The 23,858-nt window shown below is 73.5% G+C and carries 19 protein-coding genes; 12 read left to right on the forward strand and 7 right to left on the reverse strand.

Annotated elements, in window-relative coordinates; all coding sequences use genetic code 11:
- Positions 1-34: 34 nt before the first annotated feature.
- Genes WBN91_RS07890 through WBN91_RS07900 form a run of 3 tightly spaced genes read left to right on the forward strand, consistent with a single transcriptional unit; the run spans position 35 to position 1,823 of the window.
- Positions 35-394: a DUF2203 domain-containing protein gene (locus WBN91_RS07890; protein ID WP_337722604.1), complete on the forward strand. Its 360-nt coding sequence runs from the start codon at positions 35-37 to the stop codon at positions 392-394.
- Positions 395-437: 43 nt separating this feature from the next.
- Complete coding sequence (locus WBN91_RS07895) at positions 438-974, forward strand: HAD domain-containing protein (protein WP_337722605.1); 537 nt, start codon at positions 438-440, stop codon at positions 972-974.
- A gap of 57 nt (positions 975-1,031) precedes the next feature.
- A complete protein-coding gene (locus tag WBN91_RS07900) occupies positions 1,032-1,823 on the forward strand; it encodes a siderophore-interacting protein (protein ID WP_337722606.1) in 792 nt (263 codons plus the stop codon).
- Here the strand turns inward: WBN91_RS07900 and WBN91_RS07905 are convergent.
- Complete coding sequence (locus WBN91_RS07905) at positions 1,820-2,824, reverse strand: hypothetical protein (protein ID WP_337722607.1); 1,005 nt, start codon at positions 2,822-2,824, stop codon at positions 1,820-1,822. The two genes, WBN91_RS07900 and WBN91_RS07905, sit on opposite strands and share 4 nt — an antisense overlap.
- 67 nt (positions 2,825-2,891) lie before the next feature.
- Between WBN91_RS07905 and WBN91_RS07910 the strand changes: the two genes are divergently transcribed.
- The 3 genes from WBN91_RS07910 (at position 2,892) to WBN91_RS07920 (ending at position 10,444) form a co-directional block, all read left to right on the forward strand.
- Entirely contained in the window at positions 2,892-4,112 is a 1,221-nt protein-coding gene (locus WBN91_RS07910; RefSeq protein ID WP_337722608.1) for a hypothetical protein, read from the forward strand.
- 14 nt (positions 4,113-4,126) lie between these two features.
- Positions 4,127-6,892 carry an AAA domain-containing protein gene (locus tag WBN91_RS07915; RefSeq protein ID WP_337722609.1) on the forward strand — a complete coding sequence of 922 codons (2,766 nt, stop codon included), beginning with the start codon at positions 4,127-4,129 and terminating at the stop codon, positions 6,890-6,892.
- 72 nt (positions 6,893-6,964) lie between these two features.
- The gene (locus WBN91_RS07920; protein WP_337722610.1) at positions 6,965-10,444 is read left to right on the forward strand and encodes a DEAD/DEAH box helicase; all 3,480 of its coding nucleotides are present in this window, start codon (positions 6,965-6,967) and stop codon (positions 10,442-10,444) included.
- A gap of 108 nt (positions 10,445-10,552) precedes the next feature.
- Here the strand turns inward: WBN91_RS07920 and WBN91_RS07925 are convergent, their stop codons facing one another.
- Entirely contained in the window at positions 10,553-13,459 is a 2,907-nt protein-coding gene (locus WBN91_RS07925; protein WP_337722611.1) for a VPS10 domain-containing protein, read from the reverse strand.
- A gap of 116 nt (positions 13,460-13,575) precedes the next feature.
- On the opposite strand from WBN91_RS07925, the gene WBN91_RS07930 reads away from it, so the two are divergent.
- Genes WBN91_RS07930 through WBN91_RS07945 form a run of 4 tightly spaced genes read left to right on the forward strand, consistent with a single transcriptional unit; the run spans position 13,576 to position 17,615 of the window.
- Positions 13,576-14,412, forward strand: a complete 837-nt coding sequence (locus tag WBN91_RS07930) for a carbohydrate ABC transporter permease (RefSeq protein ID WP_337722612.1) — start codon at positions 13,576-13,578, stop codon at positions 14,410-14,412.
- On the forward strand, positions 14,409-15,722 hold the full coding sequence (locus WBN91_RS07935) for an ABC transporter substrate-binding protein (RefSeq protein ID WP_337722613.1): 1,314 nt from the start codon (positions 14,409-14,411) through the stop codon (positions 15,720-15,722). Before WBN91_RS07930 ends, WBN91_RS07935 begins: the two co-directional genes overlap by 4 nt.
- Entirely contained in the window at positions 15,719-16,696 is a 978-nt protein-coding gene (locus tag WBN91_RS07940) for an ABC transporter ATP-binding protein (RefSeq protein ID WP_337722614.1), read from the forward strand. Before WBN91_RS07935 ends, WBN91_RS07940 begins: the two co-directional genes overlap by 4 nt.
- Positions 16,689-17,615 carry a carbohydrate ABC transporter permease gene (locus tag WBN91_RS07945; protein ID WP_337722615.1) on the forward strand — a complete coding sequence of 309 codons (927 nt, stop codon included), beginning with the start codon at positions 16,689-16,691 and terminating at the stop codon, positions 17,613-17,615. The genes WBN91_RS07940 and WBN91_RS07945 overlap by 8 nt, the downstream gene beginning before the upstream one ends.
- On the opposite strand, the gene WBN91_RS07950 is transcribed toward WBN91_RS07945, so the two are convergent.
- From WBN91_RS07950 to WBN91_RS07965, 4 genes are read right to left on the reverse strand one after another with little or no spacing between them, the layout of a single operon-like run.
- A complete protein-coding gene (locus WBN91_RS07950; RefSeq protein WP_337722616.1) occupies positions 17,554-18,606 on the reverse strand; it encodes an ATP-binding protein in 1,053 nt (350 codons plus the stop codon). The two genes, WBN91_RS07945 and WBN91_RS07950, sit on opposite strands and share 62 nt — an antisense overlap.
- Before the next feature lie 13 nt (positions 18,607-18,619).
- Complete coding sequence (locus WBN91_RS07955) at positions 18,620-18,976, reverse strand: hypothetical protein (RefSeq protein ID WP_337722617.1); 357 nt, start codon at positions 18,974-18,976, stop codon at positions 18,620-18,622.
- A gap of 10 nt (positions 18,977-18,986) precedes the next feature.
- Entirely contained in the window at positions 18,987-19,286 is a 300-nt protein-coding gene (locus WBN91_RS07960) for a hypothetical protein (protein ID WP_337722618.1), read from the reverse strand.
- A gap of 18 nt (positions 19,287-19,304) precedes the next feature.
- Positions 19,305-19,631: a hypothetical protein gene (locus tag WBN91_RS07965; RefSeq protein WP_337722619.1), complete on the reverse strand. Its 327-nt coding sequence runs from the start codon at positions 19,629-19,631 to the stop codon at positions 19,305-19,307.
- A gap of 486 nt (positions 19,632-20,117) precedes the next feature.
- On the opposite strand from WBN91_RS07965, the gene WBN91_RS07970 reads away from it, so the two are divergent.
- Positions 20,118-21,224, forward strand: coding sequence for a helix-turn-helix transcriptional regulator (locus WBN91_RS07970; protein ID WP_337722620.1), 1,107 nt, complete (start codon positions 20,118-20,120; stop codon positions 21,222-21,224).
- A 151-nt stretch (positions 21,225-21,375) separates the two neighbouring features.
- Positions 21,376-23,202, forward strand: coding sequence for an ABC transporter ATP-binding protein (locus WBN91_RS07975; RefSeq protein WP_337722621.1), 1,827 nt, complete (start codon positions 21,376-21,378; stop codon positions 23,200-23,202).
- 22 nt (positions 23,203-23,224) lie between these two features.
- On the opposite strand, the gene WBN91_RS07980 is transcribed toward WBN91_RS07975, so the two are convergent.
- Positions 23,225-23,839 carry a proteophosphoglycan 5 gene (locus WBN91_RS07980; RefSeq protein WP_337722622.1) on the reverse strand — a complete coding sequence of 205 codons (615 nt, stop codon included), beginning with the start codon at positions 23,837-23,839 and terminating at the stop codon, positions 23,225-23,227.
- Positions 23,840-23,858 lie beyond the last annotated feature (19 nt).

Here is a 23,858-nt window from a genome sequence, read left to right on the forward strand (position 1 = left end):
CCTGGGGCCCCACGACCGAATTCCAAGGGACGACATGGGACTGTTCACCCTGGCCGAGGCACGGCGCGAACTGGAGCGGCTGCGGCCGGTGCTGGACGAGATCGTGGCGTTGCGGGCCGACGCCGCCGAGCTGTCCGCCGCGCTGGCCGCGGGCGAGGCCACGCCGCTGGGCGGGCTGGCCGAGTTCAAGGCGGCGCAGGCGCGGCTGGACGACCTGATGAGCACCGTGCAGGGCACGGGCGCGGAGCTGAAGGGCTTCGCGCCGCTGCTGGTGGACTTCCCGGCCGAGCTGGACGGCGTGCCGGTGCTGCTGTGCTGGCTGGAGGGCGACCCGGGCCTGGACTGGTACCACCGCGTCGACCTGGGCTTCGCGGGCCGCCGCCGGCTGCCCTGAATCCGGTGGACCCGGGTCCGCGGGCCGGCGGACGATCACGCCCATGCTGCTGATGCTGGACGTCGACGGGCCGCTCAACCCGTACGCGGCGAAGCCGAGCAAGCGGCCGGAGGGCTACCGGACGTTCCGGTACACCCGCTCGGGCGGCTGGCACACCGGTCGCGACGCGCGCCGGTACCGCGGGCTGCGGGTGTGGCTGAATCCCGACCACGGTCCCGCGCTGCGCGCGCTGGCCGCCGACACCGGGCTGGAGCTGGTGTGGGCGACGACGTGGATGCACCTGGCCAACGAACTGGTCGCGCCGGCGCTCGGGCTGCCGCCGCTGCCAGTGGTGGAATTCCCCGACTACGGGGACGGGTGGCGGCCCGACGGGGAGTGGAAGTGGCGAGCGGTGGCCGCGTTCGCCGCGGGGCGGCCGTTGGCGTGGTTCGACGACGAGTTGAACGCCTGGCCGGTGGCGCGGGCGGCGTTCGACCGCGAGCGGACCGGGGTGCCGACGCGACTGTGCGCGGTGGACCCGCGGCGTGGCCTGACCCCGGGGCACCTCGACGACGTGCGTGCGTGGGCGGCGGGGCTGTGAGGAGGCCGCGTACGGTGGAACGGGTTCGTGCCGTTCGGGGGCGGGGAGTTGCTGCGGATGTCTGATCGGTCTCGGGTCAAGAGCGGGCGGGTGGTGCGGACCGAGCGGATCGCGCCGCAGATGATCCGGGTGGTGTTGGAGGTGGACGGGTTCGAGGTCGGGCCGTTCACCGACAGCTATGTGAAGTTGCAGTTCCCGCAGGCGGACGTGGTCTACCCGGAGCCGTTCGACCTGGGTGTGATCCGGGCTTCCCTGCCGCGCGACCAGTGGCCGCGCACCCGCACCTACACCGTGCGGCGGTGGGACGGGCGGGAGTTGTGGATCGACTTCGTGGTGCACGGGGACGAGGGCATCGCCGGGCCGTGGGCGGCCAAGGCGCAGCCCGGGGACGTACTGCACTTCGCCGGTCCCGGCGGCGGCTACGCGCCCGACCCGGACGCCGACTGGCACCTGATGGCCGGTGACGAGAGCGCGTGGCCGGCCATCGCCGCCGCTGTGGAGGCGTTGCCGGCGGGTGCGGTGGCGAAGGTGTTCGTCGAGGTCGACGGGCCGGAGGACGAGCACGACGTGCCGGGGGTCACCTGGCTGCACCGGGGTGGTCGGCGGCGCGGTGAGGTGCTGGTGGAGGCCGTGCGGGCGCTGGAGTTCCCGGCGGGTGACGTCCACGTGTTCGTGCACGGCGAGGCCAACGCGGTCAAGGCGTTGCGGGGCTACCTGAGGCAGGAACGCCAGGTGCCGCGCGAGCGGATGTCGATCTCGGGCTATTGGCGGTTGGGCGCGGACGAGGACGGTTGGCAGGCGGGCAAGTCCGACTTCAACCGGGTCATGGAGCAGGAGCAGGAAGCCTAGGCCCCGATGCGGTGCGCCTCGGCGTCCCGGGCGGCGCGGTAGTGCTCCTCCCGGATGCTTAGCTTGGCCGCCGCTTCGGCCGCGATCCGCAGGGTGACCAGGGCCAGGCCGGGCACGGCCGCCCGGTCGGCGGTCTCGAACGCCGTCCGCGCCAGGTCGCCGGACGCGTCCCGGGCCAGCGTGAACAACTCCTCGACGTAGTAGCGGCCCAGGCCGACCTCCCGCCACCCCGGCACGTTCTCCAACGCCACCGCGCAGTCCCGCAGCGCCGACCACGCGGCGTCGTACCGTCCGGCCAGGCGTTGGTAGCGGGCCAACATGTGCAAGGCCGACGCCGTGCCCCACGCGTCGCGGGCCAGGGCGAGCAGGTCGCGTTGCGCGGCTGCGGCCTCGGCGTGCGCGCCCAGGTCGGCGTAGCGGCCCCGCAGCACGGTCAGCGTTTCCTCGTTGCGCTCCCGACCCTCCGACCAGCGGTCGAGCCACGTGCGGGCCTCGTCGTGCCGACCGAGTTGGGCGGCGCGGTCCGACCAGGTGAGCGGGTTCTCGTCGGCGGGGTTCGTCGGGAACCAGGACTGCTTGCGGCGCCACCACTTCGCCAGGTCGACCTCGCCCACGTCGGCCAAGCGCTCCAGCACGGCGTCCCGCTCGGGGTGGTCGCTCGCGCGCACGAACTCCAGCGTCTCCGCCACCCCGGCCGCGAGCAGGTACTCGACGTCGTAACCGCTCCACGTGTCGAAGTTCGCGCGCTTGATGTCCCAGTGCAGCCACACATCAGACACTTCGCGGTAGGACGCCAGCAGGAACCCGGTCAGTTCGGTGTCGTCGGTGTGCCCTTGGAAGTCGTCGTCCGCGCGGTCCTGCGCCTCCGCCGCCGCCAATGTCCGCACCAGGTCGTGGTCCTCGGGGCGCAGGTCGTATTGCAAGCCCCACAAGACCAGCGGGCGGTTCTCGATGTCGCCGTCCCTTGCCCGTGCCACGGCCGCGCGCACCAACTCGATCACGCGCACCAGTATGGCGATGACCGAGACTTTACAAACCGGTGATCGGGATACGACAAGAATCTGACTCGTGGACCTGCTGCCCTGTGGACATGCCGCCTGCGTAGGACGTTCGAAGCTCTGCGAGCACCTGCTGGTCGAACAACCACCCGATCACCACCGCCGGCTGACCGGGGTCGGGTCGGCGTTCGACCTGGTGTGCGCGGCGTGCGTGGACGTGCGGGAGCTGGTCGTGGTGTGCCAGGGGTGTGTCGAGCGGGTCGAGGAGGACGAGTTGGACCACAACCTCGGCTGGTTGGGCGAACCCGAGGTGCGGCACCTCGACGGCCCGGCGGGCGGCGCCTGGAGCGAGCGGGAGTGGCGGGTGGTGCCGCTCGGGGACCGGTGTCTGGCGGCGCTGCCGGGTGGGTGGTTGGCGCTGACGGCGGACGGGCTGGTGGCGTGGGGTGAGGACGGGTCGCGGCTGGTCGGGCCGGTGGACGTGCCGGCCGACGACTCCGACCGGCGGCCGTACAAGCCGCGCCGGGCCGCCGTGCACACCTCGCCGGACGGGCGGTTCGCCGCCGTGGTCACCGACTACGGGCAGTACGGGACCGTGGTGGACCTGCGCGACGGCTCTCCCGTCCTGGCCCTCGACCGGGGCGGCTACCACGTCGACACCACGCCGTTCCCGGTGGCGTTCGTCGGCTCGACCGTCGTCGCCGCGACCGCCTGGAACCGGCTGGACGCCTTCGACGCCGCCACCGGACGGCTGCTCACCGAGCGCGACCCGTCCCAGCGCTACTCCGACTACTTCCACGGCGCCCTGCACCCCAGCCCGGACGGCCGGTGGCTGGCGTGCGACGGCTGGGTGTGGCACCCGGTGGGCGTGCCGGAGGTGGTGGACCTGCACTCGTGGCTGCACGGCGGGCACGCGTACGCGCCCGAGGACGCCGGGCGGCTGTCCCTGCGGTCGTACGCGTGGGACCAGCCGATGGCGTGGGTGGACGACAACACGGTCGCCATCCAGCGCATGGGGTTCGACGACAAGGAGATGCTGCCCGGCGTCGAGCTCTACACCGTGCCCGGGAACCGGTTGAAGGGCCTGGTCGCCGGGCTCGACGGGCCGATGTGGGCGCACGGCGGGCGGCTCTACGTCGCCGCCGAGAACGGGCTGGAGGTCTGGGACCCCGCGGCGGGCGCGCGCGTCGCGCTGGTCGAAGGGTTCCGGCCGCAGGCCCACGACCGGGCCACCGGCGCGTTCGCGCGGCTGTCCGGCGGACGGCTCACCACCTGGACGCCCACCGGGTGAGGCAGGATGCCGGCGTGACCGTTCATGCAGTGCTGCGCACGCTCGCGCGGCTCAGCGCTTCCGAGCAGCCGCAACGGGTCCAGCTGGACATCGCGAAGACCGCCGGGCTGGTGTGGCTGGGCGACGAGCCCGCCGCGTGGACCGCGCTGGTCCTGGACGCCGAGGCCGAGCCGGTGCCGTGGAGCGCGCGCCAGGACCAGCGGTACGCCGTGGAGCGGCTGGCGGCGTACGACGCGCTGCACCGCGAGGACCGGTTGCTGCGGCTGGGGTGGGCGTTCCTGTGCGGTCCGGCGGAGGTGGGCGGGCAGCGGCGGCGGGTGTGCCTGCCGCTGGTGTCGCGGCCGGTGCGGCTGCACCACGTGGGCGGTCGGCGGTACGCGGTCCAGCCGGCCGGCGACGTCGCGGTGTACCCGTTGGCGGACGCGGCGAAGGCGGCCGAGCTGGAGACCGGGCTCGACCGGACCGGCGAGTGGATCGCCGCGGTGCTGGCGGCGAGCGGGTTCGCCGACGTGCCGGTGCTCGACACCGCCCGCGACCTCAGGCCGCTCGTCGGCGGGGAGGGGTTGGTCGTGGTGGCGGGCGCGGGCCTGCACGCGGGCGAGCCGGTGGTCAGCACCGAACGCGGCGCCGCCCTCTACACGTGGGCAGGGACCACGGGGATCGAGGACACCGCGCTGGCCCGGCTGTACGCGCCGGTCGAGGCCACCCCGACCGACGACCCGATCACCGAGGTCCTGCCGCTGACGCCGAGCCAGCGCGCCGCCGTCCGCGCGGCCCGGTCCGCGCCGATCACCGTGGTGGGCGGGCCGCCGGGCAGCGGCAAGACGCACACGCTGGCCGCGATCGCGCTGGACGCCGTGGCGCGGGGCGAGTCGGTACTGCTGGCCAGTCGCACACGCAACGCCGCCGACGTGCTCGGGGCCGCCCTCCGCCGCGCGGGCGGCCCGTTGCCGGTGCTGTTCGGCGATTCCGAGCTGCGCCAGGAGATGGCCCGCGAGCTGGGCGACGGCCTGGCCCCCGTCGACAAGGGCGAGGTGAACGACCTCGACCGGGCGCGGCGGGCGGCGGACGCGGCGGTGGTGCGGGTCGAGCGGGCCGTCGCGGACGCTTTGCGGGACGAGGAGCTGGCCGGGGAGGCGGTGCGGCGGGAAGCGCTCATGCCGGCGCACCGGGCGGTGGCCCCGAAAGCGTTCGCGGACGTCGACCTGGGCCTGCTGCACGACCTGCTCCGGCCGCGCGAAGGCCTGCTGGCGGGGCTGCGGACGTGGTGGGCGCTGCGGTCGGCCCGCCGGCTCGCGGGAGCGGCGGACACCACGGACCCGGTCGAGCTGGAGGCCGCGGTGCGGGCGGCCGAGCAGTCCGCCGCGCAGGTCCGGCTGGCCGCGCGCGGCGGCACGGCGTTGACCGCCCTGCGGGACCTGCTGGCAGAGGAGGACGCCCGCCGCCACCGCGCGACCGCCGCGTGGCTGCGCGCCCGGTCCGGCAGCGCGCGCGGCGCGGGTCCGCGGCGGGCGGTGGCGGCGCTGGCGCGGGCGTTGCGCTCGGGACCGGCCGCGCGACGGCGGGCGCTGGCCGACGTCGCCCCGCACGACCTGGTCGCCGCGCTGCCGCTGTGGGTGGGGACGCTGGCCGAGGTGGAGGACATCCTGCCCGCCGTGCCGGGCATGTTCGACCTGGTCGTGGTGGACGAGTCCAGCCACGTGGACCAGCCGCTGGCCGCGCCGGCGCTGCTGCGCGGCAGGCGGGCGGTGATCGGCGGCGACCCGCGCCAGCTGCGGCACGTGTCGTTCGTCAGCGACCAGGCTGTGCGGGACGCGGTGGCCGCCGAGGGGACCGAAGCGCTGGCCGACCGGCTGGACGTGCCGAAGGTGAGCCTGTTCGACGCGGGCGCGGCGGCGGCCGGCGTGCACTGGCTGACCGAGCACCACCGCTGCGCGCCGCACCTGATCGGGTTCGCCGCGCGCGAGTTCTACGACGGCCGGATCTCGCTGCTCACCACGCACCCCGCGATCGCCGACGTGGACTGCATCGACACCGAGCACGTCCTGGGCACGCGCGACGGCAAGGGCGTCAACCCGGCCGAGGCGGACGCCGTGCTGGCCCACGTGGGCCGGCGGATCGAGCAGGGCGTGCGGTCGATCGGCGTGGTGACGCCCTTCCGCGCGCAGGCCGACGCCCTGGAGCAGGCCCTGCTCGACAAGCTGTCGCTGGACGAGATCACCGCCGGCGGCGTGCGGGTGGGCACCGTGCACGGGGTGCAGGGCTCGGAGTTCGACGAGGTCGTCGTGAGCCTGGCGCTGACCGACGAGGACAAGCCGAACGCGTGGCGGTTCGCGGGCGACCGCAACCTGCTGGCCGTGCTGACCACCCGCGCCCGCCGCCGGGTCCACCTGGTCACCTCCGCGACCCGGCCGGTGGGCCTGGTCGGCGCGTACCTGCGGCACGCCGGGGTGCCGCCGACGGAGACGGAGGGCGCGGAGCCGTCCGACGAGTGGACCGCCCGGCTGGCGGAGGCGTTGCGCGCGGCCGGGCACGCGGTGCGGACCGGGTACCCGGTCGGCGAATGGCGGCTGGACCTGGTCGTGGGCGAGGGCATCACGGCGGTCGCCGTCGAGACCCGCCCGCACCCCGACGGCGTCGAGGCGCACCTGGCGCGGTGGCGTGCCCTGCACGGCGCGGGCTGGCGGGTGCACGACGCCTTCCCGAGCCGGTTCGACCGCGACCCGGTGCGGGCGGCGGTCGGGCTCGCCCCGGAGCTCGGCGCGACCACGACCGTCTGACCTGCGCCCCTGCGACGGGTCCGACCAACGGGTTAGCATCGCGTGCTCATCGGCGGGACGGGGAGGGCTGGCGTGGTGCGCGGATCGTCCAGCCCGCAGGGACCCGACACGTCCGTCGCGGGCGTGGTCGAGTCCCGGTGGGGTGTCCGACCCGAACCCGCGATCGCCCGCTACGCCGAGCCCGGCTGGCAGCTGTCCCCCATCCCGATCGAGAAGCGCTGCCCGAAGTGCGCGAACGAGCTGCACGGCCTCTACCGCTCCCACCCGCACCGCGGCAAGCAGCAGTTGCAGGCCGCCGTGGTGTGCGTGACGTGCCCGGCGTCGTTCACGCTGCGCGAGTTGCAGCTGGCCCAGAAGTCGGTGCTGGGCGACCTCCGCCCGGAAGCGGTGGCCAGGCGCGCGGCCGAGGACGCCCAACTGGCGGCGCTGGCCCAGGAGACCCGCGTCTTCGAACGCCCCTCGACCCGCGCCGAGAACCCGCCGCTCGAAGCCGAGGAGCCGGCCGAAGCTGAGAACCCCGCCGACGCTGAGAGCCGGCAGCCCGGAATTGTCGGTCCCCCGGAGGAGAATGGAACCGGGGGCCGGAGGCCACGCCCCACCACAGCAGACCCGGCCGCAGCCAGGGCAGACCCCGCCGCCGCCACGGCGGATCCGGCGGCCGACACGACCGGCGAGGCCGAGCCGGAACCCGAGCCCGCGCGGCCGGTGCGGCGCATGTCGACCACGGTCATGGCGGCCCGCATCCGGTCGATCCTCGCCGGCTCCGAAGCCGTCCCCACCGCCCAGGCCGACGACACCCCCACCCTCCCGCCGCACCTGCTCACCGACCCCGCCCCGGTGTGGTGGTGCAAGACCACGGACCCGACGCTCAAACCACCCGCCGGCGTCGTCGGAGCCAGGGTCGTCATGCCCGACCGCCCCGAGTTCGACGAGCTGCGCGCCCTGCTCACCCAAGAAGGCATCGAGCACCGGTCCCTCAAGCACTGGCTGGAGCAGGAGACCGTCTCCGCCCAACCCGGCGATCCCCTGCGCGCCACCGCCTGGCTGTCCGAGGTCGGCGGCATCGTCCCGGAGCGCTGCGAACCCACCGGCGACGACAAGGCCTGGGCCGCCCGCCTGGCGTTCGACGTCCTGTGGAAGCTGCACGACACCCCCGGCCCCGCGCCCGACCCCACCCCGGTGGCGGACCTCGTCCCGCCGGATTACCGCCCCTACCTGCCCTTCCCCGTCCTCAACCCCGCCCAGACCCAGGCCGCGCCGCACATCCTCGACGACGACGCCCACCTGCTGATCACCGCTCCGACCGGCGCGGGCAAGACCGCGATCGGCATGCTGGCCGTCCTGCGCACGATCCTGGAGGAGGGCCGCAAGGCCGCCTGGCTGGTGCCGCAGCGCTCGCTGACCGACGAGCTGGACCGCGAGCTGGAGTCCTGGCGCAAGCAGGGCCTGCGGGTCGAACGGCTGTCCGGCGAGTACGCCGTGGACGTCGAACGGGTCCGCGCCGCCGACCTGTGGGTGGCCACGACGGAGAAGTTCGAGGCGATCTGCCGGGCCGCCTCCCTCCAGGCCGCGCTGGGCGAGGTCGGCTGCATGGTGGTCGACGAGATCCACCTGTTGGGCACGCCCGGCCGGGGCGCGCTGCTGGAGGCCCTGCTGGCGCGGGTGCGCGGCGCGGACTCGCCGGTGCGGATCGTGGGGCTGTCGGCGACGGTGTCCAACGCGGCCGAGGTCGCCGAGTGGCTCGAAGCCGACCTGGTGGCCACGACCTGGCGGCCCTCGCGGGTCACCTGGCAGTTGCCGACCATCCCGGCCGCCTCGGGGTTCGCGGCCGGCGCGCGGCTGCGTGAACAGGTCGTGCTCGACCTGACCGCCCGGCACACCGCCGAGCAGGGCAGCGTCCTGGTGTTCTGCGGGTCCAAGCGCAACGTCCGCTCCACCGCGATGGCCATCGCCGCCGACCGGGGCGCGCCCGTGCACAGCGTGGCCGGCGACGACGTGGACGGCCTGACGAAGGTCTGCGCCGAGGTCGGCGTCCGGATGCACTACGCGGACTACGAGCACAAGCACGCCGCCGAGCGGGCCTTCCGCGACCGCAAGGCCGACGTGCTGGTGGCCACCTCGACCGTCGCCGCCGGCGTGAACCTGCCCGCCCGCGCGGTGATCGTGCGGGACACCACAGTCGGCGGCGAGCCGATGGACACCTCGATGGTGTTGCAGATGTTCGGCCGGGCCGGGCGGATCGGCGCGGGCGAGACCGAGGGCTGGTCGTACCTGGTCGTGGACGAGCACCAGCGGGCGGCGTGGCAGACCCGGCTGGTGGCGGGCTACTCGGTGTACTCGCGCATCCACGAGAGCCTGCCCGACCACGTGCTGGCCGAGGTGTTGCAGGGGCGGATCACCAGCCTGGCCGACGCCGAGGCGTGGTGGGTGGAGACCCTCGCCTACGCCCAGGGCGACGACGCCCTGCAACCCGTGCAGGACGCCGTGGCTTTCCTTGTCGCAGAAGGACATCTGACCGAGCGGGACGGTGCGCTGGCGATCACCGAGCTGGGCCGGTTGACCGCGCGGATGATGGTGTCCACCCACACCGGGCACCGGCTGCGCTACGCCCTGGGCCTGCTGCCCGTGCCGCCGGACCCGGAGGCCGCCGAGGACGCCCTGGTGCTGGTGCTGTCGGTCGCCGTTCGGGACCTGGCGGCCCTGCCCGTGCCGGACCAGGTGCGGCCGGCGGTGGCGACCGTGGTCAAGGCGGGCGGCCGGGCCTCGCAGGTGACCAACACGGCGTCGGTCAAGGGCCTGGGCTCGCAGACCACCACCGCGCCCGGCGACCTGGCCCGCGCCGGCCTGCTGCTGGCCGCCCGGTCGCCGCACTTGTTCACCGGCCGGACGCGGCGGGTGGCGGCGGGCATCCCGCTGACCACCCTGCACCCGGTGTTCGAGCAGGCGCCCCGCTTCCTGTCGTGGCTGGCGGCGCAGGGGGTGCTGGGGACGGTGCACCCGTGGATCGCGGTCGTCGCCGCCGACCTCGACCAGCGCGTCCGGTGGCGGTCGCTGACGCCCCGGCGCGGCGCGGGCCGGCTGCTGTGGCTGTGCGAGCAGATGGCGACTCGGGCGCGGGTGCACGACCTGGTGCCGGAGATGTGGCGGTCGGCGGTGGCGCGCGGGGTGCGGTCGCCGGACTGGCCCCCGGGTCGGCCGCCGGCGGAGTGCGAGCTGGACCAGGCCGGGTACACGGCGCTGCTGCGGGAGCGGGTGACCGGCGCGGTGCTGGAGGTCCGCGAGGACCGGGCGCACGTGTCCGGGACGGTCGCGGCGCACGCGGTGGCGTGGCGGGGCAAGGAGTACGGGCCGTCGGTCAGCACGAAGGCCACGACCGAGGTGCCGTACCCCGAGGGCGAGGACACCGACAGGGGCATCGCGGTGTTCACCCGCCGGGGCGACTACCGGGCGTCGGGTTGGCTGAGCGCCTACGCGGCACTGGCCGACGACGAAGACCCCGCGCCTGCCCCGAAGCCGTCGCGCCGGGGTCTGGGAGCCGTCCGGCGGGCGTGACCGTCTTCGCCCGTGGCCGCCACCTCGACTTTCGGTGCGGGTGGACGCCCCGCCGGCAGGGAGAACTGGGTGCCCGACCCCGTGCGTTGAGGCCGGGCACCCGTTGCCTCACAAGGTGAGCGTCCAGGTGTCGAGGGTGCCGACGTCCTGGGCGGCGGCGTCCTGCACGCGCAGTGTCCAGGTGCCGGACCGGTTCTCGCCCGACAGGTCGACCGGGTAGGTCTTGTCGATGTTGTCGGTGCCGCTGCCGGACCGGTTGTGCAGCACGTACGCGCTGCCGTCCGGCGCGACCAGCGTGACCACGAGGTCACCGATGTAGGTGTGCTTGATGTGCACCTCCACCGAGGACGTCGGTGAGGCGGTGCCCTGGCAGGTCAACGGGATCGTCGAGGTCACCGTCGTGTTGTCGCCGATGGCCACGTCGTTGGGGTTGGTCCCGGCGCACGTGCCGCCGACCTGGTTCACCGTGAGGGTGTAGGTCGTGCTGCGCGTGGCCGACGCCGCCGTGCCGGTCAGCGTGATCGGGTACGTGCCCGCCGGCGTGGTGCTCGACGTGCGGATGGTGACGGTGGCCGATGCGCCCGCCGTCACCGACGACGGGGTGAACGTGGCCGTGGCGCCGGCCGGGAGGCCGGTCGCGGACAGGGTCACGGACTCCGCCGTCCCCGACACCACCGACGTCGCCACGGTCGCGGTCGCCGTGCCGCCCGGGTCGACCGCGCCCGAGGCCGGGGACGCCGAGAGCGCGAAGTCGTTGGCGGGCGCGCTCGACGGCCGGATCTGGTAGATGCCCAGGCCGTAGGTCGCCGCCGTGAGCACTGTCTGTCCACTTGCGACAGAGGGTGCCAGGTCGGTCACCGGCACCACCGGCAGGTCGGTGCCCAGCGGGGACCAGTTGCCGCCGCCGTTGGTGGACACGAACGCGCCCACGTCGCTGCCCACGTACAGGATCGAGCGGTTGAGCGGGTCCAGGACGATCTCGTTGACCGGCGCGTCCGGCAGGTTGCCGGAGATGTCGGTCCACGTCGTGCCGCCGTCGGAGGTCCGGAACACGTGTGCCAGGTCGGACCCGTTGCGGTAGCCCGAGACGGTGACGTAGGCGAGGTTCGCGTCCGTCGGGTCGACGGTGACCCGGGTGATGAACCGCGTCGGCAGCCCGGTCGTGATCTCCCGCCAGGTGGCGCCCGTGTCGCGGGTGACCCACATGCGGCCGTCCTCGGTGCCCGCGTACACGACCCGGCCGTCGCTCTTGGCCACGCCGATCGCGCTGATCGTGGCCCACGTGCCGTGCGTGAGGTCGTTGCTGATCACGCTGAAGGACTGGGCCGAGTTGGTGGACCGGTTGAGCCGGTTGCCGCCGTAGTACACGATCGCCGGGTTGCTCGGGTCCAGCACGACCGGCGTCAGCCAGCCGCGCCGCGTGGACGTGGTGCTGCCGAACGCCGACGTCGTGTTGCCGCCGTCGGTCGACCGGACGCACTGCCCGTTCTGGGCGCACGCGTAGACCTTGTTGTGGTTGGTCGGGTCGATGACGTTGGCCAGGCCGTCGCCGCCGTAGATCTGACCCCAGCCCGCCCAGGACCGCACGGACCCGTTGTCCTGCAAGCCCCCGCTGATCCGCGTCGGGTCCTGCTGCGAGACGGCGGCGGTGTAGAACTGCATGTTGGACAGGTTGCGGGCCTTGGTCCACGTCCCGGACAGCGAGCCGTTCTGGGTCGAGCGGTAGACACCGCCGTCGTTGCCGATGAACACCCGGCCGGACACCCTCGGGTCCACCGCCACCGCGTGCTGGTCGACGTGGAAGGACGAGCTGTTGCTGGTCCAGCTGCTGCCCGCGTTGGTGGACTCCAGCATCGGCACGCCCGGCACCCACAGGTGCTGCGCGGCGGCCGGATCGACGAAGATCCGGCCGAACCACCACCCGAACGTCGACTGCGAGGACGACAGCGCGCTGGTGTTGGTGATCCTGGTCCACGTGTCGCCGCGGTTGGTGGAGGTCCAGAAGCCCTGGAAGTTGCCCGTGGTGTCGGCGGAGATCACATACAGCCGGGCCGGGTCGGACTTGGCGACCGCGATGCCCAGGCGGCCGTTGTTCGCGTCGGGCGCGGGCAGCCCGCCGCCCAGCCGCGTCCACGTCTGGCCGCCGTCGGAGGACCGGTACGCGCCCGTCCCGACACCACCGTAGGTGCGGCCCTCGGGTTTGCGGGTGTGGTCCCACATCGCCGCGTAGACGTAGTTCGGCTCGGCCGGGCTGATCGACACGTCAATGCCGCCCGTGGTGGTGTTCACGCCCGCGAGGGCCTGCCGCCACGTCGTGCCGCCGTCGGTGGTGGCGTAGATGCCGCGCGTGCCGCCCGGCTGGTAGAGCTTGCCCGCGGCGGCGACGAAGATCCGGTTGGGGTTGGCGGGGTCGATGGAGATGCGGCCGATGCGGTCGGTGCCGTCCAGGCCCAGGTGCTGCCAGGTCGCGCCGGCGTCGGTGGAGCGGTAGACCCCGTTGCCGGGGAAGGAGTACGACGCCGAGCCGGGCGCGCCCTCGCCGGTACCGACGTACAGGGTGCCGTTGCTGCTCACGGCCAGCGCGCCCGTGGACTGCGGCAGGTCGCGCTGCCACGAGTAGCTGAAGGTGGTGCCGCCGTCGGTGCTCTTCCAGACGCCGCCGGAGGCCGCGCCCACGTACACGGTGTCGGGTCGGGTGGGGTCGACGGCGATGTCGGAGATCCGGCCGCCCAGACCCGGTCCGAGGGACTGCCAGGCGGCTTGCACGGACAGGGCGTGCCCGTCCCGCAGGGCTTCCGCCTCGCGCACCGCGCGGGTGAGGTTCGCGCCGATGTCGACGGGGGTGGGGTGCAGGCGTTGGCGGGCGAACCACTCGTCGCTGCCGCCGGGTCCGAGGGGGTTGTCGTTCTCCACGTGCAGGGAGCCGATCACGCGGTCGGCCACGCCGGGCACGGCCGCGGCGGGCAGTAAGAGCAGGGAGGTGCCGAGCAGGGCGAGGACCGTTCTGCGGCGCATGGCAGGCCTTCCGGTGGGCAGGGTTGCCGCACATGGTCCGGACGGTCCGGGGTGTCCGGTAGGGCCGAATTGCGGGGGTGTTTCACCGTTTACGGCCGACCGTTGTCCTGGTTCGGGTGGGCGTGGGACCGTGGCGCGTCCTGGTGGAAGGGGTGGGTTCGCGGGTGTGGCGGCGCTGGGGTGCGGTGGCGGTGGTCGCCGTCTTCCTGCCTCCGCTGGCGCTGCTGGTGTCCGGGTCGCTGCACCGGCCCGGGTTGCCGCCGCCGACCACTCCCGACCTGGTGCCCGCGCCGGTGTCGGTCGAGGGGTACCGGCTGGCGGCGGAGCTGGGCGGGCTGGTCCGGGCGACGGTGAACTCACTGCTGGTGTGCGCCGTGGCGGTGCCGCTGAGCGTGGTGGTCGCCTCGATGGCGGGCTTCGCGATGGCCCGGTTGCCGCAGCGGGTGGCGGGCTGGGTGGCGGCGTTGTCGTTGGTGGCGTTGATGGTCCCGGCGGTGGCGCTGCTGGTGCCGAGGTTCGCGGTGTTCCGGGTGGCGGGGCTGACCGACACTCTCGTGCCGCTGGTCGCGCCCGCGCTGATCGCGGGCTCCCCGCTGTTCCCGCTGGTCTACTACCTGGCCTTCCGGGCGGTGCCGGGCGAGCTGTGGGAGGCGTGCGCGATGGAGGACCTGTCGCCGCTGCGCACGTGGTGGCGGGTCGGGATGCCGCTGGTGCGGCCGGCGACGGCGGGCACGGCCGCGTTGACGTTCGTGCTGACGTGGTCGAACTTCCTGGACCCGCTGGTGTTCCTGTACGACCGGGACCTGTTCACCCTGCCGCTGGCGCTGCGGTCGCTGGCGGCGCTGGACGCGGCGGACTTCCCGGTGTTCCTGGCGGGCGCGGTCGTGGCGACCGTGCCCGCGCTGGTGGTCTTCGTGGTCGCGCAACGCGAGTTGAAGGGGGTCTCCCGGTGAGAGCACGTGCCCTTGCGGTGGCTGCGGCGCTGGTCGTGGCGGGGTGCGCGGGCGGCGAGGACGGGTCGGCGACGAGCCTGCTGGTGTTCGGCGACCCGCACGAGCTGGCCGCCTACCGGTCCCTGGAGGCCGCCTACGAGCAGGCGCACCCCGGCGCGGACCTGCGGCTGGTCGAGGCGAGCGACCGCAAGGACCTCATCGCGCGGCTGTCCACGTCCATCGCGGGCGGCAAGCCACCGGACCTGTTCCTGATGAACTACCGGTTCTACGGCCAGTTCGCGGCCAAGGACGCCATCGAGCCGGCGGGACCGATGCTGACCGCGTCGAAGACGCTGAAGGCCGACGACTTCTACCCGCAGGCGCTGGAGGCCTTCCAAGTGCGCGGCGAGCAGATGTGCATGCCGCAGAACATCTCCAGCCTGGTCGTCTACTACAACAAGGACCTGTTCAAGAAGTACGGGGTCGCCGAGCCGCGCCCGGGGTGGTCGTGGGACGACATGGTCGCCACCGCCATCGCGTTGACCCGGGACGCCAACGGAGACGTGGTGAAGGGCGTCGACACCGACCAGCCCGGCGCGGCCCCGACCGGTCCGCCGCCCGCGGAGTACGGCCTGGGGGTGTCGCCGGAGCTGGTCCGGTTGGCCCCGTTCGTGTGGTCCAACGGGGGCAAGCTGTTCGACGACGACCACTCCCCCGCTCGGCTCGCGCTGGACGAGCCGGCGGTGGAGGCGTTGCAGGACTTCATCGACCTGCGTGGCCTGCACGGGGCCGTGCCCACCGACCAGGAGGTGGAGAGCCAGGACGACGAGGCCCGGTTCGCCGCCGGGAAGCTCGGGATGCTGATGTCCTCGCGCCGGTCCACCACGACGTTCCGCGCGGTCTCCGGGTTCGACTGGGACGTGGCCGCGCTGCCGGTGCACCGCACGCCCGCGACCGTGCTGCACAGCGACGCCTACTGCGTCACGCGCGGGTCGTCGGACAAGGCTGCGGCGTGGAAGTTCGTGGAGTTCGCGCTGGGACCCGAGGGAGCGAAGATCATGGCCGGGACCGGGCGGACCGTGCCGTCGAACAAGGCCGTGGCCCAGTCGCCGGCGTTCCTGGACCCCGCCGCCAAGCCGCGCAGCGCGCAGGTGTTCCTGGACTCGATCCCGAGCATCCGGGCGACACCGACCATCTCGACGTGGCCGGAGATCGAGGACGTGGCCAACGGGATCTTGGAGAACGCCTTGTACTACAACAAACCCACGGCCGAGGTCGTGCGGGAGCTGGACGAGCAGACCCGACCGCTGTTCGAACGCGCGAGCAAGTGACCGGGGTCGAACTGGTCGGGGTGCGGGCCGCGCACGGGCGGGACGACGTGCTGCGCGGCGTCGACCTCGTCGTGGAGCGCGGTGAGCTGCTCGTGGTGCTCGGCCCGTCGGGCGCGGGCAAGTCGACGCTGCTGCGGGTCGTCGCGGGCCTGCACCCGGTGGCGGCGGGGACGGTCCGGATCGCCGGGCGGAACGTGACGGCGCTGAGCCCGGGTGAGCGGGACGTGGCGATGGTCTTCCAGTCGCACGCCCTGTTCCCGCACCTCACGGTCGCGGACAACATCGCGTTCGGGCACCGGGTGCGGGGCCTGCGGCGCGGGTCGGCGCGGGCGATCGCGTCCCGGGCGGCGGCCGTGGTGGGCTGCGAGCACCTGCTGGACCGCCGGCCGCACCAGCTGTCCGGCGGCGAGCGGCAGCGGGTCGCGTTGGCGCGGGCGCTGGTCCGGGAGCCGGCGGTGTTCCTGCTGGACGAGCCGCTGTCCAATGTGGACGGACCGCTGCGGGAGCGGACGCGGGCGGAGTTGCGGGCGCTGCACGACCGGGTCGGCGCGACCATGCTGCACGTCACGCACGACCGGGTCGAGGCGCTGATCCTGGGCGACCGGGTGGCCGTGGTGCGCGACGGGCGGGTCGAGCAGGTCGGGACGCCGGAGGAGGTGTGGCGGCGGCCGGCGACGGAGTTCGTGGCAACGTTCGTCGGGCCGATGAACGTGCTGCCCGGCGACGGCCCGTGGCGCGGCGGCCACCGGGTCGGGTTCCGACAGGAGGCGGTGCGGCTGGTGGACGACGGGGTACCGGGCCGGGTGGTGCGGGTGGAGGTGGTGGGCGAGGACGCTTACGTGCACCTGGACGTGCGGTCGCACCCCGTGGTCGCAAGGGTGCCTTCGTCCCAGCAGCCCGAGGTGGGGGCCGAGGTGTGCCTGGAGGTCGGGGAACTGCACCTGTTCGACGCGTCCGGGACGCGCAGTGTCTAAAAAGGACAAGCAGCTGTGGCTGATGCTGCTGCCGTACCTGGTCGGGCTCCTTGTGCTGGTGTTCGGCCCGGCGCTGGTGACGCTGGCGCTGGCGTTCACCGAGTACGACCTGATCGGGCCGCCGCAGTGGATCGGCCTGGCGAACTTCGCCGAACTGGCCACCAGCGTGCCGTTCCGCGCGGCCCTGGTGAACTCGCTGGTGTTCGCGGCGGTGGCGGTACCGCTGCGGGTGGCCCTCGCGCTCGGGCTGGCCCTGCTGCTGCACCGCCGGGCGCCCGGCGCGGCCACCGCCCGCACGGTCGCCACCCTGCCCACCGCCGTGCCGGAGATCGCCTACGGGCTGCTGTGGTTGTGGCTGCTCAACCCGCTGTACGGGCCGGTGAACCAGCTGTTGCGCCTGGGCGGCGAGAACGGGCGGACCGCGCTGGGCACGGCCGTGCCCGCCTGGCTCACCGCGCCGGAGGACGCCCGTGCGGCGATCATCGTGATGAGCCTGTTCACCATCGGCGAGATGCTGGTCGTGCTGCTGGCCGCCCGCCGGGCGCTGCCGCGCGAGGTGCACGAACTCGCCGCCCTGGAAGGCGCGTCGGCCTGGTCGCTGGCACGGCGGGTCACGCTGCCCCTGCTGTCGCCGGTCATCGCGCTGCTGTTGCTGCGGGACACCATCCTGAGCTTCCAGTTCTCCTTCGTGCCCGCGCTGGTGGTCACCGAGGGCGGCCCGCCGCCGTACTCGACCACGTACCTGCCGCTGTACGTCTACCGCAACGCCTTCGAGTACCTGCGCTACGGCCACGCGGCGGCGGCCACGCTGGTGGTGCTGGTCCTCACCGCCGCCGCGGTCGCCGCCCAGTGGCTGGTCATCCGCCGTTACCGCGCGCTCGCAGGCCCTCCGCGATCGCCGCGCGTTCCTCCTCGGTGACCTGGTCGCCGACCGCCGGGCGCTGGGCGAGCAGCCGGGCCAGGGAGTCGGCGAGGTCCGCGTGCCGCACGACGTGCTCACCGCGCCGGGCCACCGCGATCGCCGCCCCGATCACCGCCCGCTTGATGTCGCGGCCCACCACGTCACCGGTCTCCGCGAGCGCGGCCGGGGAGACGTCGTCGGCCAGCGGCAGCCCGGTGGACAGGTGGGCCGCCCAGATCGCCTCGCGCGCGGCGTGGTCGGGCGCGGGGACCAGCACGTGGTGCAGGCGGCTGCTGATCGCCGGGTCGTAGGAGCGCACCAGGTTCGTCGCGAACACCACCACCCCTTCGTGCTGGTCCAGGTGCTGCACGAGTTCGCTGCGCAGGGTGTTCACGGCGTGCTCGGCGCCCTGCCCGAGGCTCTCGAACCGCCGGGACAGCAGCGACTCGGCCTCGTCCACGAACAGCACGGCGTCCGCCCGCTTCGCCGCCTCGAACAACGCGGTCAGGTACTTGCCGCCCTCGCCGTGGTACTTGCTCTCCAGCTGCGAGGTGCGGGCGGGCAGCAAAGGTTTGCCCAGGTGGGTGGCGAGGGCGTGGGCGATCATCGTCTTGCCGGTGCCGGGCGGGCCGTGCAGGCCGATGGCGGTGCGCGGGTGCGGTTCGACGGCCCGCAGGCCCCAGGTGTCGAACACCAGGTGCCGCAGGCGGACGGCGTCGATGGCGCGGTGCAGCTCCTCCAAGGTGTCCGGGGGCAGCACGAGCCGGCCGAAGTCGTGCCCCGGCCGCACCACCCGGAAGTACGACATGCGCTGGTCGAGGTCCAGCGCGGCCTCCGGCGGCGGCGCCGTGCCCTCGCGGCGCACCACCAGGTTGATCTCGTGCAGCCCGGTCTCGTCGAACAGCTCGCGGGCGCCGCGGGTCAGCCTGCCGCGGAACGCCGCCGCCGCGACCGGGGGCAGGTCGGCGGGCAGGCCGAGCACCTCCAGCCGGTACTGGTCGTCCAGCACGCGGAACTCCCTCCTAGGACGTGTAGACGACGACCCGGTCCGAGTCGCCGAAGCGGCGCCGTACCTCGGGGTCCAGCCGCGAAGTGCGCCAGGTGCGGGTGTGCTTCGGGGTGCCGCCGCGGTCCAGGACGTTGGCAACGACCTCGTAGTGGCCGGTCTCCAGCTCGCGGCGGACCAGTTCGCCGAGCGTGGCGGGCGCGCGGTGGCGGTCGAACCACAGCTGGATCTCCCGCCACGCCAACACCGCCACCGCCGCGAGGGCCGCGACCACGCCCAGCACCGTCGCGGCCGTGCTGGTTCTGCGGCGAGGTCGGCGGAACAGCAGGTAGAGCACGAGTGCGAGGATCGCGACGAACACCACGGCTTCCATGCCCGGCTCCTCAGGTGTAGACGGCGAGGTTCTCGCGGGCGTGGGCTTGGGCCAGGCGCGGGTCAAGCCGGTTGGCGTTGACCCGGCGGGCCTCCGTGACCTGGCCGGTGGCCTGGTCGAAGATGCCCTGGACCACCGTGAAAGCGCCGGTGTCGAGCTGTTGGCGCAGGGTGAAGGCGATGTCGTCCTCGTCCATCGAGGCGTAGCGCTGCACGAACCAGTCCACCACCGCCGCGAACGCCAGCACGACGACGGTCAGCACCACTTCGATGATCAGGCCGGCGAGCGCGGACAGGATCAGTTCCAGCACGTCGGTGCTCCTCCCGGGTCAGTCGAACAGGATCAGGTCGCGGTCGCCGAACAGCTCCCGCAACTCCTCGTCGCAGTCCCGGGCGAGCACGACGTGCCCGATCACCCGGCCGGCGCGGTCGTCGAGCGGGTCGCCGTCGGGGCCGAGGAAGGCGAGCTGGAACGCCCACGCGCCCGTTCGGCGCCGCCGCAGCAGGACACCGCGCTCGGCGCCCGCCGGCCGGTTGGCCACCAGGTAGCCGACGACCTCCCGGAAGGACAGCACCCGGTCGGGCACGGAGTCCTCCACGGCCCGCCGCACGAGCGCGTCGGCCAGCCCCAGCCACCGCCGCGCCCACCCGAACACCCCGCTGTCGTGCTCCGCCGCGGGGGCGACGCGGGGATCGGCGGGGCGTCCGGGCGGCTGGGGCGGGAACGGTCGGGGCGGGAGCGGGTGCTCAGGCGGCGGTGGTTGCGCAGGCGGTGGTTGCGCAAGCGGCGGTTGCGGAGGCAGCGGTTGCGCAAGCGGTGGTTGCGGAGGCAGCGGTTGCGCAAGCGGTGGTTGTGGAGGCGGCGTGGGTTGCTTGCGCGGCGGGAGTTGCTCGTGTGGCGGGGGTTGTGGAGGCGGGGGTTGCTCGCGTGGAGGCGGCGGGGGCGGGTCCAGTGCGGTGGGCTCCTCGGTCATGCGGGTTCCTCACGTTCGCGACCGGGACCGATTCGTTATCCCGGCACGGGTTGCGATCGGGGGCGCTCGAACGAACCACTGGGTGCGTCCCTCGACGCAACCGACCGTAAGAGGACCGCGCACCGCCCGGAACCACAGAAATCTGTGGGGTCCACGAGGGGGAGTCCCGTGCCACCGTCCCGCTCCCGCAACGAGCTCAAGGCCAGGCTCGGCCACAACCTGGCCCCCGCCACGACCGCAGCCGACGTCCTGACCCGCGCCGCCGACACCCTGCTGTGGGCGGTGCCCGCCGACGTGTGGTGCGGCGTCCTGCTCGACCCGTCCACCCTCCTGGACACCGGGGGCGTCCACCACGAGGGCTTCCCGGCCGACGTCATGCCCCGGCTGTTCGAGATCGAGCACGTCGAGCAGGACGGCGTCGACAACGTCCGCGCCCTGGCCCGCCGCGAGTCGCCGGTCAGCCTGCTGTCCGCCTCGACCGGGGGCGACCTGGCGTCGAGCACCTACTACCGCGACATCCTCGCGCCGCTGCGCCTGGCCGACGAGCTGCGCGTGGTCCTGCGCGACGGCGCCCGCACCTGGGGCCTGCTGGTGTGGTGCCGCGCCACCACCCCGTTCACCGCGGCCGACCTCGCCGCCGCCCACGCCGTCGTCGCACCGGCCACCGAGGCCCTGCGCCGGTCGTTCCTGCGCCACGGCACCGACACCGGCACCACCGTCGACGGCACAGGCCTGGTCGTGGTGGACGCCGACCAGCGCATCACCCACAGCACCAGCACGGCCGACCGCCTGCTCACCGAACTCCAGGAGGACGGCCGCCCGCACCACGCCGACGACTCGCCGCACACCCTGCGCGCCCTGGCCGCCAGGGCGCGGACCGCCGGTCCGCGCGGCAGCGTCCGCTCGCACGCGAAGACCCGTTCCGGCGCGTGGATCTCCCTGACCGCCTACGCGATGCCCGCCGACGGCGCCGTCACCATCTCCGTGGGTCCGCCCGACCTGACCGAGCTGACGGCCATCGTCCTGGACGCCTACGCGTTGAGCCCCCGCCACCGGGAGGTCACCGAGCTGGTGCTGCGCGGCCGTTCCACCGAGGAGATCATGGCCCAGCTCCACCTGTCCCGGAACACCCTGGCCGGCTACTTCACCAAGATCTTCGACACGGTCGGCGTCCGCAGCCGCAGCGAACTGGCCGCCCACGTCTTCCAACGCCATTACCAGCCCAACCTGGCCCACGCCCCGCTGGCGCTGGACGGCAGGCTCCTGCTGACCTGACCCCTTGACCGTCCACCGTGGACCGCCGGTTCGCGCTGTCCGCAACCGTGCGGAGTGGGACCGCATCGCGCCGATATTCGTTCGCCGGCCCGCCCGGGGCTGCGGCAGCATGTCGTGGCAACCCCACAAAAACCCCGGCGAAGGGATCACTGTGCCCGAATCGCCCGACCCCGCGGGTACCCCTCCGCGCCAACGCAAGACGGCGGTCGTGCTGGCACTGCGCTACTACGGCCGCGAGCTGGTGCGCCAGAAGGCGATGGCCGCACCGGCCCTGATCATGCCCGCCCTCGGCAACATCGGCATCAACTACCTCGCACCCCTGGTGGTCGCCTCGCTGGTGGGCCACCTCGCCGGCGGTGGCGACCACACCGCCGCCACGGTCCTGCCCTACGTCCTGGGCTTCGCCGGCGTGCTGCTGCTCGCGGAAGTGTTGTGGCGCATCGGGATCCACTGCCTCAACCGGACCGACGGCCGCGGCATCGAGCGGTTGAACGTGGTGGGCATGGACGAGTTGCTGGCCAAGGACGCGGCGTTCTTCCACGACAACTTCGCGGGTTCGCTGACCAAGCGGGTGCTCGGGTTCTCCTCGCGGTTCGAGGAGTTCGTGGACACGCTGGCGTTCTCGGTGATCGCCAACCTGGTGCCGCTGGTGTTCGCGTCGGTGGTGCTGTGGCGCTACGACCCGATGCTGGTCGTGGTGCTGATCGGCCTGATCCTGGTGACCGGTTTCGGGGTCGCGCCGCTGGTGCGCCGCCGCCAGAAGCTGGTCGACGAGCGCGAGGCCGCCTACGCCAGGGTGTCCGGGCACGTCGCCGACACGCTGACCAACATGGAGACCGTCCGGGCGTTCGCGGCGGAGCACCGGGAGGCCGCCGAGCACCGGGCACGGGTCGCCGAGTCGCGGCGGCTGGCGATGCGGTCGTGGGACTACGGCAACCTGCGCATCGACACGTTGGTCGCGCCGATGTCCGTGCTCACCAACGCGCTGGGCCTGCTGCTGGCGGTCGGCCTGAGCGACGGGCTGGGCGTCGAGGCGATCCTGGTGACGTTCACCTACTACTCCAGCGCCACGCGGATCATGTTCGAGTTCAACCAGATCTACCGGCGCTTGGAGAGCGCTCTGACCGAGGCGGCCCAGTTCACCGAACTGCTGCTGGACCCGCCGACCGTCCTGGACCCGCCCGCGCCCGAGCCGTTGCGCGCCGGCGCGGGGGACGTCCGGTTCGACCGGGTGGACTTCGCGCACGCTCCCGGCAAGCCCCTGTTCCAGGGCTTGGACCTGGACATCCCGGGCGGCACGAAGATCGGCCTGGTGGGCCGGTCCGGCGGCGGCAAGACGACGCTGACCCGGTTGTTGTTGCGGCTGATGGACATCCAGGGCGGACGCATCCTCGTGGGCGGCCAGGACATCGCCAAGCTCCGCCAGGCCGACCTGCGCGGCCTGATCGCCTACGTCCCGCAGGAACCGGCGATGTTCCACCGAACCCTGCGCGACAACATCGCCTTCGCCCGCCCGGACGCCACCGAGGAGGAGATCCAACGCGCCGCCCGCGCGGCCCACGTGACGGAGTTCGCACGCACCCTGCCCGACGGCTTCGACACCCTGGTCGGCGAGCGCGGCGTGAAGCTCTCCGGCGGCCAACGCCAGCGGGTCGCCCTGGCCCGCGCCATCCTGCGGGACGCGCCGATCCTGCTGCTGGACGAGGCGACCAGCGCCCTGGACTCGGAGAGCGAACTCCTGGTGCAGGAGGCGTTGTGGCGGCTGATGGAGGGCCGCACGGCGATCGTGGTGGCCCACCGGCTGAGCACGATCGTCCGCATGGACCGCCTGGTCGTGCTCGACCAGGGCCGCATCGTGGAACAGGGCACGCACGACGAACTGCTCCGCGAACAAGGCACCTACGCCCGCTTGTGGCACCACCAGTCGGGCGGGTTCCTCACCGAAGAGGAAGAAGAACAACCGACCACGGTGTCCTGAGCCGGTTCCGGGAGGTGTGGTGTCACGCCTCCCGGAACCGACGGGCCGCCGCCACGCCCGCCGCCACGTCCCACCCGGTCGGACCGACGACCGCCGCCAGGTGCGCTTCAGTCACCTCGCCGTCGGCCGCGATCAGGGCGTCGATCGCCCCCGTGTTGGGTTGGGGGGCGTCCTGGATGAAGTCGGTGATCAGCTCGTGGCAGCGGCGGGTGTCCAGGGCGGGCAGGTTGACCGAGTCGAAGCCGTCGTCCAGGTCGTAGGGGGCGCGGTGCCAGCGGCCGTCCTCGAAGCCGTAGGCGAAACCGACCCACCGGCCCTCGTCGATCACCGCGCGGACCGGTGGGTACCACCACTCCGGGGCGCCGGCGAGGAGGTCGGTTTCCTCCTCCTCGAAGTACTCGGCGGCGTTGGCGTAGTAGGTCTCCGAGTACTCGTGGTCGTGGCCCAGGAGGAGTGCTCGGCCGCCGCCCAGGTGGTGCAGGTCCGCCCAGTTGCCGCCGCCGTCGTCGTAGTGCCACACGTGTCCGTCGGCGTGGCAGTTGTCGCCCCAGCCGCGTGCGGCGCAGACCGCCGCGAAGGCCGCCCACCGGCCGCGCAGCCGGAGCGGGTCGGGCAGGTCCAGCTCGACCAGTCCCACCTGGCACCTCTTTCATCCG

The sequence above is a fragment of the Saccharothrix sp. CCNWYY140 genome (assembly GCF_037401995.1).
Taxonomy (GTDB): Bacteria; Actinomycetota; Actinomycetes; order Mycobacteriales; family Pseudonocardiaceae; genus Actinosynnema.